Origin of the sequence: Hymenobacter sediminicola (assembly GCF_014250515.1) — a bacterium.
In the GTDB taxonomy this organism is placed as follows: Bacteria; Bacteroidota; Bacteroidia; order Cytophagales; family Hymenobacteraceae; genus Hymenobacter; species Hymenobacter sediminicola.
The window spans coordinates 4,084,181-4,096,188 of record NZ_CP060202.1 but is presented as its reverse complement, the minus strand read 5'-3'; the positions used below and the strand labels follow the sequence as shown (position 1 = coordinate 4,096,188).

At 59.3% G+C, this 12,008-nt stretch carries 10 protein-coding genes; 4 read left to right on the top strand and 6 right to left on the bottom strand.

Annotation, left to right across the window (positions count from 1 at the left end; translation table 11 throughout):
- Window positions 1-13: 13 nt before the first annotated feature.
- Window positions 14-913: a DMT family transporter gene (locus H4317_RS17530; RefSeq protein ID WP_260625725.1), complete on the bottom strand. Its 900-nt coding sequence runs from the start codon at window positions 911-913 to the stop codon at window positions 14-16.
- 127 nt (window positions 914-1,040) lie between these two features.
- Between H4317_RS17530 and H4317_RS17525 the strand changes: the two genes are divergently transcribed.
- Window positions 1,041-1,556, top strand: coding sequence for a regulatory protein RecX (locus tag H4317_RS17525; protein WP_260625724.1), 516 nt, complete (start codon window positions 1,041-1,043; stop codon window positions 1,554-1,556).
- A 10-nt stretch (window positions 1,557-1,566) separates the two neighbouring features.
- On the opposite strand, the gene H4317_RS17520 is transcribed toward H4317_RS17525, so the two are convergent.
- The gene (locus tag H4317_RS17520) at window positions 1,567-2,202 is read right to left on the bottom strand and encodes a DUF4230 domain-containing protein (RefSeq protein WP_185887846.1); all 636 of its coding nucleotides are present in this window, start codon (window positions 2,200-2,202) and stop codon (window positions 1,567-1,569) included.
- Window positions 2,203-2,316: 114 nt separating this feature from the next.
- Between H4317_RS17520 and H4317_RS17515 the strand changes: the two genes are divergently transcribed.
- Window positions 2,317-3,516: a hypothetical protein gene (locus H4317_RS17515; RefSeq protein WP_185887845.1), complete on the top strand. Its 1,200-nt coding sequence runs from the start codon at window positions 2,317-2,319 to the stop codon at window positions 3,514-3,516.
- Window positions 3,517-3,533: 17 nt separating this feature from the next.
- Here the strand turns inward: H4317_RS17515 and H4317_RS17510 are convergent, their stop codons facing one another.
- From H4317_RS17510 to H4317_RS17500, 3 genes are all read right to left on the bottom strand, one after another.
- A complete protein-coding gene (locus H4317_RS17510) occupies window positions 3,534-4,466 on the bottom strand; it encodes a 1-aminocyclopropane-1-carboxylate deaminase/D-cysteine desulfhydrase (RefSeq protein WP_185887844.1) in 933 nt (310 codons plus the stop codon).
- A 118-nt stretch (window positions 4,467-4,584) separates the two neighbouring features.
- The gene (locus H4317_RS17505; protein ID WP_185887843.1) at window positions 4,585-5,217 is read right to left on the bottom strand and encodes a DUF6624 domain-containing protein; all 633 of its coding nucleotides are present in this window, start codon (window positions 5,215-5,217) and stop codon (window positions 4,585-4,587) included.
- Between the two features lie 89 nt (window positions 5,218-5,306).
- On the bottom strand, window positions 5,307-7,919 hold the full coding sequence (locus H4317_RS17500) for a YfhO family protein (RefSeq protein WP_185887842.1): 2,613 nt from the start codon (window positions 7,917-7,919) through the stop codon (window positions 5,307-5,309).
- Window positions 7,920-8,354: 435 nt separating this feature from the next.
- Between H4317_RS17500 and H4317_RS17495 the strand changes: the two genes are divergently transcribed.
- The gene (locus tag H4317_RS17495) at window positions 8,355-10,604 is read left to right on the top strand and encodes an ATP-binding protein (RefSeq protein ID WP_185887841.1); all 2,250 of its coding nucleotides are present in this window, start codon (window positions 8,355-8,357) and stop codon (window positions 10,602-10,604) included.
- Between the two features lie 53 nt (window positions 10,605-10,657).
- Window positions 10,658-11,077 (top strand): response regulator, encoded by a 420-nt coding sequence (locus H4317_RS17490; RefSeq protein WP_185887840.1) that lies wholly within the window; start codon window positions 10,658-10,660, stop codon window positions 11,075-11,077.
- Window positions 11,078-11,098: 21 nt separating this feature from the next.
- On the opposite strand, the gene H4317_RS17485 is transcribed toward H4317_RS17490, so the two are convergent.
- Window positions 11,099-11,983: an EamA family transporter gene (locus tag H4317_RS17485; protein ID WP_185887839.1), complete on the bottom strand. Its 885-nt coding sequence runs from the start codon at window positions 11,981-11,983 to the stop codon at window positions 11,099-11,101.
- Window positions 11,984-12,008 lie beyond the last annotated feature (25 nt).

The window sequence follows — 12,008 nt, the reverse complement described above, 5'->3', positions numbered from 1 at the left end:
TGCCCACGTGTGGCTAGGTAGCCACTTCCTCTACCACCGGTACTGCTGGCACTGGCCGGCGCGACTGCCGGAAGGTGTAGGCAGCATTGAGCGCCACGCCCAGCAGCACCAGCGCCATACCGGCGTACGAAGGCAGCCCGAACGTTTCGCCGAAAAATGTAAAGCCCAACCCCAGCGCGTACAGAATACCCAAATAGTCGAGGCTGCTGATGCTGGCCAGCGGCCCGGCCTGGTAGGCTTTGGTCTTGTACACTTGGGAAAGCTGCGTGAAAATGCCCGTGAGTAGCAGCACGCTCCAGTCCTGCCAGCCCACCGGCGTAGTCCAGTGCAGCAGGCAATACACCGCGCTGAACGGCACGACCACCAGCTGCGAGTACAGCACAATCACCATCGGATGCTCGCGCCCGCCCATCTTGCGGATGGAGTTGTAGGAAAGCCCCGAAAACACCGCCGACGCCACGCCCATGGCCAGATACAGCGGCTCGATGCGCGTATCGACGCCCTTCACTAGCACCACGCCCCCGAACGAAAGCAGAAAAAACACCCACTGCCAGGGCTGCACCTTTTCCTTCACGATAAAAATGCCCAGCACCGCCGTGAAAATGGGCGCCAAGTATTGAATGGTGACGGCCGAAGCCAGTGGCATCGTCTGGAGCGTATAGAAATACAGCACCAGCGCCAGCGCCCCCGTAGTGCCGCGCGAAAGCAGATAAAAGCGGCTCTGCGGCTGGCCCCACGGCGCTACCCGTGCCTGCCGGAGCGCCCCGTAGCTCAGGGCCAGCGAAAGCACCGAGCGGAAAAAGATGATTTCGAGAGGTGGCAAGTGCGGCAGCAGCTTCACGCACACGTTCAGCAGCGCGAAAAACAGCGTGCTGAGCAGCATGTAACGGACGCCCGGCGAGAGCAACGGCATAGCGGAAACGGGTGATGCAGCAACAACCGCCCGGAGCCGTCACGGTTTGGCGGCCCGCTGCCGGGATGTGGTAGCGGAAAGCCGAAAAAAACGCACTTCTGACTCGCAATCCGCGTTACCTTGCTCTATGATGAACCGCAACCAGCAGGATAAAAAGCAGAAAACCTATACGCCTGGCGAGGCGCTTCAGAAAATAGCGGCCTTCTGTGCTTACCAGGAGCGCAACCAGAAAGAAGTGGAGGCCAAGCTGCGCAGCTACGGCCTGGATGAGGACGAAGCCGGCGAAATTATTATCCGACTGAGCCGCGAAAAACTGCTGGACGAGGAACGGTTTGCCAAGGCCTTCGTGCGGGGCCACGTGAACCAGAAAAAGTGGGGTCGCCGCCGTATTGTGCAGGATTTAAAGCAAAAGGGCATTTCCGACTACTGCATTAAGTCGGGCCTCAAGGAAATCGACGGCGACGAGTACTACCAGAACCTGGTAGATGTGCTGGAAAAGAAGGACCGCCAGGAAAAGGAGCGCAACCCGCGGGTGCGCCGCCAGAAAATCCAGCTCTTCCTCACGGCCAAAGGCTACGAATCCGACCTCATCAAAATGGCCCTCGACGACTTGGGCAAAGCGCCCGAAGAGGACGAGGACTAGTGCTGCTTACTTACTGCTTCGCCGGTCGCAGCGGGTTCTGCATCTGTTTGGTGAGCACCACGCGGCGGCCGGTCATGGTTTCGAGCATGGGCTTGAGAATCTGCTGGGCGTTTTGTTCGGTCTGGGCCAGAATGCCCGACTGCAGGGCAGCCCGACGCACATTCTGCTCGGCGTATTTGTAGCCCGCATCTACCAGCTCCGCATCCTGAAAAAAGCCGTTTTTGACGCTGTACACGCGGCTCTGGCTATGGTCGACCTGCCAGGTGCACAACTCGGCGGCGGGCAGCGCAATACGCACCACGGAGTCGCCCTCGAATACTACATCCTGGTCCCGCACCTTGCGCAAATCGAGGCAGCCCACGGCGTCGCCGGCCACGATGAGGGCTACTTTGGCATCGGGCAGGAAGCGGTAGGTGCTTTTCTTATACTCCACCACATCCTTGAAATGGTAGCGCACCAGTTCCAGCCGGCCCAGACTTTCCACCTTTTGCAGCACCGTGTTGTGCGTGACCGTGACGCGCGGCGTGGGATTGAGTGGGTTTTCGAAATCGGAGAGGGCCGGGCGAACTTTCGTCCAGAGAAACCAGCCCAGGCCTACCAGAAACAACAGTGGCAGCAGGCGGCGAAGCAGAAGAGAAGCGTGCATGCGGGGAGAGAAGTGAGAGCAGAACCCAACCGTATACGCGAAGCCCGGAAGTTCTGCCGAAGCGCCACGCTAGGCGCAAGCTAGGTATAGCACCCTAAGCGTAGCTTTGCGCCGATGAGCCAACCAGCCCCTTCTGCCAACCTGAATACCGTGCCTGCACCAGCGGCGGAGTTGGGGCGGAGCTGGCTGCGCCGCTGGCACGGTTGGCTGCTGGCGGGCTTATGGCTGCTGGTGCAGGCCTGGTGCTGGCGCCTCTACCAGGGCCCGCGCTTCAGTGGCGACAGTAAGCAGTACCTCGAATATGCCACCCGGCTGGCCGAAACCGGCACGTTTGAGGGCGGGCACTACCTGCGCTACGTGGGCTATCCGCTGTTCATGAGCGTGTTTCTGAAGCTGCGGCTGGGCTGGTGGGGTATCGGGCTGGCGCAGGTAGCCTTGTCGGGGCTGGCGGCGCGGGCGCTGTACGACACGGCACGGCGCCTGAGCGGTGGGCACTGGCTCACGGCGGCGCTGGCGGCGCTATTGTTCATCGGCTGGACCGATATTCAGCGCGCCAACCCGTTTCTGCTCACTGAGTCGTTGTTTACCAGCTTACTCGTGTTTTCGCTATGGGCTGTGGCACGGGCGCGCACCTGGCGCGGGGTGCTGCTGGCGGTGCTGCTGTTGCTGGCTACGGCCACCATCCGGCCCAACGGTTTCGTGGCCTTCGGGGCGGCGGGGGTAGCGGCTCTGGCGTGGCTGCGGGCTCACGGGCAGCGGAAGTGGCTGCGCGCCGGGCTTCTGGTGGGCCTGGTGTTGCTGCCGTTAGCCTGGGTGGTGCTCAACGAGCTGCTGCGCACTTTCACGCTCATCGAAACCTACGAGCAGGGCCTTATCATCTTCGGCTATCCGCAGGCTGATCTGCACCATGGCGGCACGCTGCACCTGCCCGACCCCGCCGCCCCGCCGCTGTGGCGGCTGCTATCATTTATCGGGCAAAACCCACGGTGGTTTGCGCAGCTGGCGGCCCTCAAGCTCACATATTTCATGGGCTTTCCGAAGCCGTACTACTCCGCCTTGCACTGCCTGATGCTGGCCGCCACGCTGGCGCCCATCTACTGGCTAGCCCTGCGCGGACTGGCCCGGCACACCGTAGCGCGGCCCGCCCGCGTGTACGCCGCCGCCGTCATTCTGCTCCAAGCTGTAGTCGTGATGATGACGGTGGAAGACTGGGATATCCGGTTTTCGGCTCCGGTTTTGTCGCATTGGTTTCTGCTGGCCGCCTTAGGTGCCCAGCCCTGGCTGCGCCGATTAGAGAACAGGTTTCGGTTGTAAGAATCCTCAACTTTCCGTCATCCTGAGGGCAGAATGCCCTCCGGCCACCACACGCTACGGTGCCCGAACCGCTGCCGGAACCCGGCCCAGCCCTGCAGGCCGCCGGTATGCACTGCCACCACCGTAGAACCCGCCGAGAAATAATCCTGCCGCAATAAGTCCAGCACCCCAAACAGCAGCTTGCCGGTGTAAACTGGGTCCAGCAGCACCCCATAGCGGGCCTGAAATTCCTGAATAAAGCGCAGCAGTTCCGGCGAGAAGCGGGCATAGCCACCTAGGTGGTATTCCGTGCGTAAGTCGTAAGTGGAGAAGGTGCGTCCAGAAGCAGCCTGCGTCAGTGCATCCACATCAGTGCGCAGGAAACCACCGTTTTTCAGCGCTGCCACTCCCACTGCGTACTGATTCGGGGCTAGGCCGGTGAGCAATCCGGCCAGCGTGCCGCCCGTGCCGCAGGCCACACACAGGTAATTAAAGTTGGTTTCCGCAGCCAGTTCCGAAACCAACTCCGCGCAGCCGGGCAGCGCCAGCGCATTGGAACCACCCTCGGGAACAACGTAGGCTGGGCCTGTTTCCCGGAGCAATTCAGCCAGAAATTCCGGTTCCTGCTTGTGGCGGTAGCTTTCCCGGTCGAGGTAGCGCAGCGTCATACCGTTGGCTACGGCCCGCGCCAGCGTCGGATTGAGCGGCAGCGTTTCTTCACCCCGAATGATGCCGATGGTACGCAGCCCAGTGAGTCGTCCGACCGCCGCTACGGCCGCAATGTGGTTGGAAAACGCGCCCCCAAACGTCAGCAGCGTATCGTGGCCCAGCCGGCGGGCTTCCGTGAGGTTGTATTTCAACTTGCGCCACTTGTTGCCCGGTAACTCGGGGTGCGCTAGGTCGTCGCGTAGGAGCAGAAGCCGGATGTTGCGGCGGGCGGCTTCAGGTTCGTGTAGCGGTTGCAGAATCATGGGAGGCAGCAAGGCAGACAACGAAAAACCCTCACTAACTGCGGCTCCCCCTTACCCAAATCTTGTTTTCAGAAAGTGCCAATCAAGCGTCGCCGCTTTCTAGAATAAACAAATAAGCCTACTCAACCGGCGACTTAGGCGTGTTCATTTCTATGTGCATCTGGGTCATCATGCCCAAGTAGTTTTCCAGCGGCTCCATGCCGATGGCAGCGCGGCGCTGATTCACATGGGCAGGGTCGCGCAATGACTTCGGCACAGCTTTGCCCAGGCCAGGGCCTTTGTACTCAACCTGAGTGCCGTATTCTTCTAGCTGGCCTGAGTTGATGGCGACACGGTCAGTGAGGTAGGCATAGTTAGAAGCGGCAGCGTTCTTACGCTTTACTTCAGGCAGCATCAGCTTGAGCACCTTACGCTGAAATTCGGGGTAAGCGTCAGCGTGCTGCACCAGTAGCCAGAAGTTGTTGGAGCTTTTTTCGCCTACCTGCCGAAAGCCAGGATACCCGTATTGGCGCACAATTTTCTCCAGTATGGGCTGGTGCCGGGCGAAATTCTCTTTCTCGACCTGCACCAAATCCCGCCCGGCACTGTCGGGCTGCTGATTAAACAGCCGCTGCATAGGCCACTGGTCGACGCTAGCCAGGCTGTCAAGCGTTTTGCTTAGCTGGGGATGCAGCACAGTGGTTGGTGCGTGTTGCGCGGCAGCATCAGTCAGACCAGCAAATACCAATGGCAGGAATAGGAGCAACTTCATAGCACTGTAACGTTGGTAGTAGGCCAGTGAATATAGGAGCGACGCTATTCCTGCAGCCCCCGGCGCTTTCTCAGCCAAAGCTGAAAGCGCTACACGAAAGCCGGCTCGTTGTGCTCAGCGGGCTGCCGCACTGTGTACACCAGCAGCCCCAGCAGCACCAGAATCAGCAGCACCGAAGACACCAGAGACACTGTATTTCCGATGGCGTATTCAGTGGGCTCAAACTTGAACTCGATGGTGTGCGTGCCGGCTGGCAGCGGCATAGCGCGCAGCACGTAGTTGGCCCGCAGGTGCGGTACTAGCTTGCCATCCAGATACGCGTTCCAACCATCGGCGTAATAGATTTCCGAAAACACCACAAAGGCATCGGCGGTGGCGGTGGCGCGGTACGTCAGGGCGTCGGGCGAGTAGTTGGTAAGGGCAATGGTGGAGCCAGGAGCCGCGTAGCTGGTTTTGGCCAGCGGGAACTTGGTGGCGTCCACCACGGCGGTAGTAGCGGCATTTAGGCCGGTTAGCGCCTGAATTTCCTGATCAGGAGTCTGTACTTTCTGGATGTCGTTCACGAACCACGCATTGCCCAGCGCGCCTGGGTTGCGCTGCACCTGTTCCGGCTGACCGGGCTGGCCTTGCTGCTGGGGCGCTTGCGCGGGCACTATCACATAGCGAGTGTTCAGCATGTTGAGCACCTGCGTGTTGTTCAGCGAAATCTGCCGGTCAATCAGGTCCTGGTAGCGCCGCAGCTTGGCGCCATGATACCCCCCGATGCTCTTGTGGAAATACGACGTATTGGCCTCGTTAAAGGGGTTGGCCGCATTCAGCACCCGGTAGCTCAAGTCCTTGTCCTGCAGAATCTGCTGGTCGGCGGCGGAGGGCACAAATTGCTGGGCCACGGTTTCGCGCTGGAAGTTGGCGTCGTTGAGGTAGCGCTTATCCACGGACCACAGATCCACGAGCGTGAGTACGCCCACCAGCGCCGCCGCCATGACCGCCGACAGCTTGCGCTGCAGATAGAACCACAGCGCACCGGCGGCCAGCACAATAAATACGATGGAGCGGAATACGTCACCGCGCAGCATGGCGGCACGGTCTTGGCGCAAGGCATCCAGCGGGAAACCCTGCTGCTGCAGCTGTGCGTCAATTGGTGAGGCAAAATCAGCTCCCAGCCCTATCAAGAAAGCCAGCAGGCACACGCCCACCGTAATGCCAAGTGCCAGCAGCAGCTTGCGCTTCAGGTCGGCGGTTTCGGGTGCGTCGGTAGTGGTTTTGGCGCTCAGCGCGGCCAGGCTGGGGTGCATACTGGCTCCGGCAGCGCTAGTGGCCGTAGCGCGGCTACGCAGTACACGAGCCAACGCCAGCACGGCCAGCAGCGGCATAGCCAGCTGCGCAATTACCAAGGCCATACTCACCGAGCGGAACTTGTTGTAGCCCGGGAAATAGTCGAACATCAAATAGTTGAAGCTCTCGAAGTTCTTACCCCAGGCCAATACAATAGATAGAATAGTGCCTACCAGCAACCAGATGCGCAGGCGCCGGTCGGCTACGAAAAGGCCTAGCACGAACAGGAAGCACACAATAGCCCCCACATACACCGGACCGCTCGTAATGGGCTGGTCGCCCCAGTAGGTAGGCATGTGGGCCAGGTAGTCGGAAAGCTGCACGGGCGGCAGGCCCATGGCGGCCAGCGCCTTGCCCGTTTCGGAGTCGTCGGAGAGCTTGCTCTGCGAGGCGCCGCCGTAGAAATTCGGAATCAATAAGGTGATGCTCTCACCCACACCGTAGCTCCATCCGAAGGCGTAGTCCCGGTCGAGGCCAGAACCACCCGCGCCATCGTCGCCGGCGGGAGTAGCAGCCTGTTGGCCGGGGGCAGTAGGGGGTGGGGTTTTCAGCTCCGACTTGCCCCGGATGCTGTACTTGCCATATTCAATCGTGGTATACAGACGGCCAAAGCTTACGCCTACGGCTAGCAGCGCTGCTACTGCCAGCAGACCCGTACGGGCCAGAAAATCGGGCAGGCGGTTTTCGCGCACGGCTCCAATCAGCTCCACAATGCCGCACACCAGCACCAGCAGCAGCAGATAGTAGGTAATCTGCAGATGGTTGGCGCGCACATTCATGGCCAAGCCCACCGCAAACAGGCCCGTACCTAACCACTTATTGCGCCGGAACGCTACTATCAGGCCCGCCAGCACCACCGGCGCGTAGGCCAGGGCCAGGCTCTTGGTGTTGTGGCCGGCGGCCAGAATCACGAGGTTGTAGCTGGTGAAACCCAGCGCAATGGCTCCCACACCGCTCACCACTGGCGAGAGGCCCAGCGCCACGAACAGCACATAGCCGCACACCAACGCCAGAAACAGGTTAGCCACTACTGCTGGCAGGCCCAGCGTAAAGATTTTCTGCAGATAAATGCTCAGGTCGCCGGTAAAGTGGGTACTGATGAGGTACGTGGGCATTCCCGAAAACATGGAATTGGTCCACAGGGCCTCCTTGCCGGTAGCCTCCCGATATAGTTGCGCCTCATGCGCTCCGCCGTTGAACTGCACGATGTCGTGCTGGCTCAGGGTCTTGCCATCAAATACGATGGGGGAGAAGTAGAGCACGGCTAAGGCCAGAAATACCAGCACAGCCAGCAGGTGAGGCAGCACCCGCCGCCATAGTGGCACGGTAACGGGCGCCACGGCCGGCGCAGAAAAAACGGTCGTCATTCAGCAGGAGTATAGATCCAAAAACTGCCCGAAGTTAACAACGAAACCGCACCGCCGCCGCACTTCCTGCCTGCAGCGTATAGGCGCTGAAACTGTTGCCGACTTTTACGGTTGAGAATCAGGCAAAGGGCAGCGGGCAGGTGCCATAGACGGGCTTCAATCGGAGGCTTGAGAAGCTGTTTGTAGACCCCGAACCAGTGCGCAGAAGCCCGCTTGCGTGTAGTAAGCTTCATTGCAAGGCCGAAGCAGAGGTTGCTATGCCGTTTTTGCCTGTTCTCTGGCCACTTTCGAGGCAAGACAGGTGCGGCTTGGGAGGGTAGCAACATTGCCTCCTCATTGTGAGTATTCCTTACCGCAAAGCTGTTGATGTTTGTCGCGCTTGCCTTGCCTATACCTGCTACCTTCGCTCTTCCCGTCTTCTCGCGCTTGTATTTTATGCCCGCTACTCCGGCTTCGCCTTCTGCCGAATTATCTGCTTCCGACGGTCTACTCCAGACGCTCCTTGATGTTTCGCTCACCGGGATTATTCTGTTTCGACCCGTTTACTCGCCTGCGGGAAACGGCGAAATCATTGACCTGGACTATGTACGCCTCAACCTGGCGGCCCAGCGCATGCTACAGAAGCCGGAGTACCCGGCCACTACTTTTCTTACTCTGTATCCGAATGCGGAGGAAGCACATATTTTCTCCTTCTACCGGGATACATTCCTAACCGGAAAAGCGGGCTACCATGAGGCCTACTACCACTACGACGGACTCGACAACTACTTCCACTTGTCGGCCCAGCGTAGCGGCGAGCTGCTGGTTGTCAGCTTCACGGACACGGCCGACCATGAGCGTAGCGCAGTAGAAAACGCGCTGCACGAAAGCAAAGTGCGCGAGCAGGCTGCCCGCGCCGAAGCCGAATTGCAGCGCCAGCAGCTCTACAGCGTGTTTGAGCAGGCCCCCGCCATGATCTGCATTTTCGACGGGCCGCAGCATGTATTTCAGTTCGTGAACCCGCCTTACCAGGCCTTGGTAGGCGAGCGGCCACTGCTTGGGATGCCCATTGCCGAGGCCATGCCGGAACTGGAAGGCCAACCAATATTCGGGCTGCTCGACCAGGTGTACCAGACCGGCGAAACCTTCTATGCCCACGAAATGCTGGTGCAGCTGGACCATGCCAATGCCGCGCCGCAGAATCTCGAAAAACGCTACTACAACTTCATCTACCAGGCTCGCCACAGCCTGCAGGGCAGCATCGACGGTATCCTGGTGTTTGCCTACGATGTGACGCCACAGGTGCAGAACCGCCAGCAGATCCAGACCCTGAACGAGGAACTAGCCGCTGCCAACGAGGAGCTACACGCTTCAAACGAAGAGTTTCTTGGCAGCAACGCTGAGTTGCAGCAAACCCAGCAGTTGCTGCAGCAGCTCAATCAGCAACTGGAAATGCGGGTGCTGGAGCGTACGCAACAGGTAGAAAACGCTTTGCACGAAGCTCGCCAGCAGCGTGAGCAGCTGCGGATGCAGAAAAGCCTGCTGCAACAGATTCTGGGCCAGACGCCGGCGGCTATTGCCACCCTGTCCGGGCCCGACCATCGATTCACCTTTTTCAACGCCCAGTACCAGACGCTGACCAGCGGCCGGACGCAGTTAGGCCATACCGTAGCCGACGTGTTGCCGGAAGTAGTAGAGCAAGGCTTCGTCGATTTGCTAGACAACGTATACCTCACCGGCGAATCGTTCGAAGGGGTAGAAATGCCCGCGTTGCTTTATAACTCGGCCACGGGCCAGAACGAGCCGCGCTTTGTGGATTTCGTGTATCAGCCGCTCATCGACGAAGAAGGGCAAACGCATGGTATTCTGGCGTTCATCCTCGACTCGACGGAGAAAGTGCATGCCCGGCAGCAGGTACAAGCTCTCAACGAGGAACTGGCCGTTATCAACGAGGAACTACAGGCTACCAACGAGGAGCTGCAGGTAACCAATGAAGAGTTGGGCGATACCAACAACCTCCTCTCCCGCACCAACGTCGACTTGGACACGTTCATCTACACTGCCTCGCACGACCTGAAAGCGCCCATCACCAATATTGAAGGGTTGCTGCACACACTGCTGGACGAACTACCCGCCGCCAGCCGCCAAGGCGACGTACCCTACATTCTGGACCTGATGCACGGCTCCGTAGACCGTTTCAAACGCACCATCGAGCACCTCACCGACATCAGCAAGCTGCAGCAGGAGCATGCCCAGCCGGCCACGCTGGTACAACTGGCCACGGTGGTAGAAGATGTGCGCCTGGATCTGGCCCCCTTGCTTCGCGAAACCGGGGCCCAGCTGGAAGTAGCAGTAACGTCGTGCCCGATGGTTTCCTTCTCAGAAAAAAATCTGCGCTCCGTTATCTACAATCTACTCAGCAATGCGCTCAAATATCAGCACCCGCTCCGTGCGCCCCGTATCCGGGTGCGTTGCCAGCATACCGAAGCCTACTTGGTGCTGAGTGTGCAGGACAATGGCCTGGGCCTGAACGAGCAGCAGCAGCAAAACTTGTTTGGTATGTTTCAGCGTTTCCATACGCACGTAGATGGCTCAGGCGTGGGACTGTACATGGTGAAGAAGATGGTGGAAAATGTCGGCGGCTATATCAGCGTCGAAAGCCAGGAAAATGTCGGCTCTACCTTCTTTGTGTATTTCCCGCGCTAGTTCCACCCCGTTTGTTTCTCGTTTTCGGGTAGTTGATTTACTCCGACACTGTTATGCAAAAGCTTCCCTGTCTGTTGCTGGTTGATGATGACCAGGCAACCAACTTTCTCAACCGACGGCTTCTGGAAAAGCTGCAGGTATCAGATCAACTCCTGGTAGCCCTCAATGGCCAGGAAGCGCTGGACGTGTTGGTCGCAAACTGTCAGGAAAACACACCACAGTGCCCGGTATTGCTTTTCCTGGATGTCAAGATGCCCGTCATGAATGGCTTCGATTTCCTGGAAGCCTACCAGCAGCTTCCGCTGCACAAGGAGTTGGTCATCATCGTCATGCTCACTACGTCGCTGCATCCGCAGGATATGCACCGTCTGGAGCAATTCCCGATTGCTGGCCTGCTTAGCAAGCCTCTCACCAAAGACAAGGTGAATCAAGTGCTCAAAACCCATTTTCAGCGCGAGCTGCCCGCTGATTAGGCCTTCGGACGGCCCGCGGCTTTACTGGCGCGAACGGAAATTATATAGCACCACCGATCCTAGTATTACGCCATACGCCGCGCCTTGCACCGCCGTGGCGGCCTCTCCAAAATACAGAAATGCCAGCGCAAAGCTTACAATTGGATTCACGTACATTAGAATTCCGACCGTGCCCGAAGGCAGCACGTTCAGCGCATACAGGTTCAGAAACAGCGGCAGCACGGTAAACACAGAGCTTAACACGGCCGTCACGAGCAGCAGCCGTGTATCGGCGAAGCCCTCCAGCGGCTGCGCGCCCAGCAGCGGTGCCAGCGGCAGAATAATCAGCGCGGCCAGGCCCAGCTGCACCGTCAGCAGCACCAGCCGGTCGTAGCCCTGCAGGCGGCGCTGCGTGATGAGGTAGAATGCATACGTGAAAGCTACCACCAGGCTCATGAGCAAGGTCCGTAGTTCGCCCACACCTAGTAGCGCACAGCTCAGCGCACTCAGCGCAATAGCCGCCCATTGGTTGGGCCGCAGCTTTTCTCGCAGCAGCAAAAAGCCCAGCAGCGCCGTCAGAATCGGGCAGATTAGGTAGGCAAATGAGCCGGCCTGCACGCTCACCTGGTTGACCACATAAATGAAGAGCAGCCAGTTCGAGGTCAGCAGCGCCCCGCCCAGCACCGTGCTGATGCCTACGCCGCGCCGCTCAGCTGCCGGCGCCGCCTGCCACTGCCGCCACGTGGCCCGTACTACGCCGCGCCGCCCCAGTCCATGAATCAGAAGCAGCAGCGCCAGAGAAAGCAGCACCCGGAAAAACAGAATCTGCCCGCTGGCATAGCCGCCCAGCATCCGCAGCGGAATCGGGAAGAACCCCCAGATAAGAAAAGCCGTCAGCGCGGCCAGATGATGACGTGAAAATTTCAAAGCAGACTCAAAAAGCAAAACAAGC

Coding starts and splice junctions, on each gene's coding strand:
- H4317_RS17530 (WP_260625725.1), bottom strand. CDS start 913: ATGCCGTTGCTCTCGCCGGGCGTCCGTTACATGCTGCTCAGCACGCTG.
- H4317_RS17525 (WP_260625724.1), top strand. CDS start 1,041: ATGATGAACCGCAACCAGCAGGATAAAAAGCAGAAAACCTATACGCCT.
- H4317_RS17520 (WP_185887846.1), bottom strand. CDS start 2,202: ATGCACGCTTCTCTTCTGCTTCGCCGCCTGCTGCCACTGTTGTTTCTG.
- H4317_RS17515 (WP_185887845.1), top strand. CDS start 2,317: ATGAGCCAACCAGCCCCTTCTGCCAACCTGAATACCGTGCCTGCACCA.
- H4317_RS17510 (WP_185887844.1), bottom strand. CDS start 4,466: ATGATTCTGCAACCGCTACACGAACCTGAAGCCGCCCGCCGCAACATC.
- H4317_RS17505 (WP_185887843.1), bottom strand. CDS start 5,217: ATGAAGTTGCTCCTATTCCTGCCATTGGTATTTGCTGGTCTGACTGAT.
- H4317_RS17500 (WP_185887842.1), bottom strand. CDS start 7,919: ATGACGACCGTTTTTTCTGCGCCGGCCGTGGCGCCCGTTACCGTGCCA.
- H4317_RS17495 (WP_185887841.1), top strand. CDS start 8,355: ATGCCCGCTACTCCGGCTTCGCCTTCTGCCGAATTATCTGCTTCCGAC.
- H4317_RS17490 (WP_185887840.1), top strand. CDS start 10,658: ATGCAAAAGCTTCCCTGTCTGTTGCTGGTTGATGATGACCAGGCAACC.